1 protein-coding gene is annotated in these 2699 nt (G+C 74.5%); it reads left to right on the top strand.

All coding sequences use genetic code 11. The annotated features are described in order from the left end of the window. Window positions 1-2699 (top strand): beta-ketoacyl synthase N-terminal-like domain-containing protein (locus ALMP_RS35315; RefSeq protein ID WP_264935857.1); only part of this gene is annotated, 2699 nt, incomplete at both ends.

Here is a 2699-nt window from a genome sequence, read left to right as displayed (position 1 = left end):
CGCTCTGGGCGCGCAGGTGAGCGTGGAGGCGTGCGACGCCGCCGACCGCGACGCGCTGGCCGGGTTGCTGGCGCGGACACCGGCACTCACGGGCGTGGTCCACGCGGCCGGTGTGCTCGACGACGGCCTGCTGGAGTCGATGACCGGCGAGCAGCTGGAGCGTGTACTGCGGGCCAAGGTCGACGGCGCGGTCAACCTGCATGAGTTGACCCGTGACCTGGACCTCGCCGCGTTCGTCCTCTTCTCCTCCGTCGCCGGAGTCATCGGCGGTCCGGCGCAGGCCAACTACGCCGCCGCGAACGCGTTCCTCGACGCGCTCGCCGCCCACCGGCAGGCCGCCGGACTGCCGGGCACCTCGCTGGCCTGGGGCCTGTGGGGAGAGGCGACCGGCATGACCGGGCACCTCGACCGCGACGACCTGAACCGGATGGCGCGCGGTGGCGTCCTGCCGTTCTCCTCGCGGCTCGGCCTGAGGCTCTTCGACGCCGGCCGGTCGCTGCCGCAGGCACTGGTCGTGCCGCTGCGCCTGGACATGGCCGCACTGCGCACGCTGGCCACGACGGGCGCGCTGCCCGGCGTGTTCAGTGGCCTGGTCCGCGCTCCCGTGCGGCGCGTCGCGGCGGCCGACGGCAAGACCGGCGGGTCGGCCTGGCAGCGCAAGGTCGCCGCGCTCGCACCGGCCGAGCGCTCACGCGCGGTGCTGGACATGGTCCGCACGCACGTCGCCGCCGTGCTGGGACACGGCGACCCGGGGGCCGTGGCCGCCGACCGCGGCTTCAAGGACCTCGGGTTCGACTCGCTGACCGCGGTCGAACTGCGCAACCGCCTCACCGCCGACACGGGACTGCGGCTGCCCGCCACCCTCGTCTTCGACTACCCGACCCCGGCCGTGCTGGCCCGGCACCTCGGCGCCGAACTGTCCGGCACGCACCCGGCAGTGGCCGCCCCGCAGACCCCCGCGGCGCGGACCGGTGCCGACGAGCCGATCGCGATCATCGGCATGTCCTGCCGGTTCCCCGGAGACGTACGCTCGGCCGACGACCTGTGGCGGCTGGTCGCGGAAGGCAGGGACGCCATCTCCGAGTTCCCCGCCAACCGTGGCTGGGACCTCGCGCGGCTCTTCCATCCGCACCCCGACCACCCGGGCACCAGCTACACGCGCTCCGGTGGCTTCCTGCACGACGCGGACCTGTTCGACGCCGACCTGTTCGGCATCAACCACCGTGAGGCGCTGGCGATGGACCCGCAGCAACGGCTGCTGCTGGAAGCCTCCTGGGAAGCCCTCGAACACGCCGGTGTCGCGCCGGACTCCCTCGCCGGCACCCGGACCGGCGTGTACACCGGGCTGGTCGCCCAGGGGTACGCCAGTCGCCTGGACCGGGCTCCGGAGGAACTCGAGGGCTACCTGGGCACCGGCAACACGCCGAGCGTGGGCTCCGGGCGGGTCGCCTACGCCTTCGGCTTCGAGGGCCCCGCCGTCACCGTCGACACCGCCTGCTCCTCCTCGCTCGTCGCCCTGCACATGGCGGTGCGGGCCCTGCGCGGCGGTGAGTGCACGATGGCGCTGGCCGGCGGGGCGACCGTGATGGCGGAACCCGGGCTGTTCGTCGAGTTCAGCCGTCAGCGCGGGCTCGCGGCGGACGGCCGCTGCAAGGCGTTCTCGGCGGACGGCGACGGCTTCGGACCGGCCGAGGGCGTCGGCGTCCTCGTCGTGGAGCGACTGTCGGACGCCGTGCGCAACGGACACCGCGTCCTCGCCGTCGTCCGTGGCTCGGCGGTCAACCAGGACGGCGCCAGCAACGGCCTCACCGCGCCGAACGGCCCCTCCCAGCAGCGCGTCATCCGGCAGGCGCTGGCCGACGCGGGCCTGTCGCCCCAGCACGTCGACGCCGTCGAGGCGCACGGGACGGGCACGGCCCTCGGTGACCCCATCGAGGCGCAGGCCCTCATCGCGACCTACGGCCAGGACCGACCCGGGGAACACCCCGTCCACCTCGGCTCCGTGAAGTCGAACATCGGTCACACCCAGGCCGCCGCGGGCGTGGCCGGTGTGATCAAAATGGTGATGGCGATGCGTGAGGGTGTGCTGCCGCCGACCCTGCACGTGACGGAGCCGACCCCGCACGTCGACTGGACCGCGGGCTCCGTACACCTGCTGGCCGACGCCACACCGTGGCCGGAGACCGGCCGGCCGCGACGGGCGGCGGTGTCCTCCTTCGGCATCAGCGGCACCAACGCGCACGTCGTCCTGGAACAGGCCCCCGACACCGCGCCCGCCGCGCTGCCGGAGACCCGGCCCCCGTCGAGCGGCACCCTGCCCCTGGTGCTCTCCGGCCACACCGCCGAGGCACTGTACGCGCAGGCCCGCGCCCTCGCGGCGTTCCTGCGGACGGCGCCTCGGCCGGCGCTGCCGGACGTCGCGCACACCCTGGCGACCGCCCGTGCCACGCTGCCCGAAAGGGCGGTGCTGACCGCGGAGGACCCGGCCGGACTCCTGCGAGCCCTGGACGCACTTGGCCGCGGGGAGACCCCGCACGGCGTGGTGGCCGGCCCGGCCCGCGCCGAGGGACGGCCGGCGCTGCTGTTCAGTGGTCAGGGGAGTCAGCGGGTGGGGATGGGGGGTGAGTTGTGTGCAGTGTTCCCGGTGTTCGCGGAGGCTTTCGAGGCGGCGGTGTTCGAGCTGGACCGGCAGTTGACCG

Origin of the sequence: Streptomyces sp. A012304, from assembly GCF_026008495.1 — a bacterium.
GTDB lineage: Bacteria > Actinomycetota > Actinomycetes > Streptomycetales > Streptomycetaceae > Streptomyces.
This window is presented reverse-complemented; position numbering and strand designations above follow the sequence as displayed.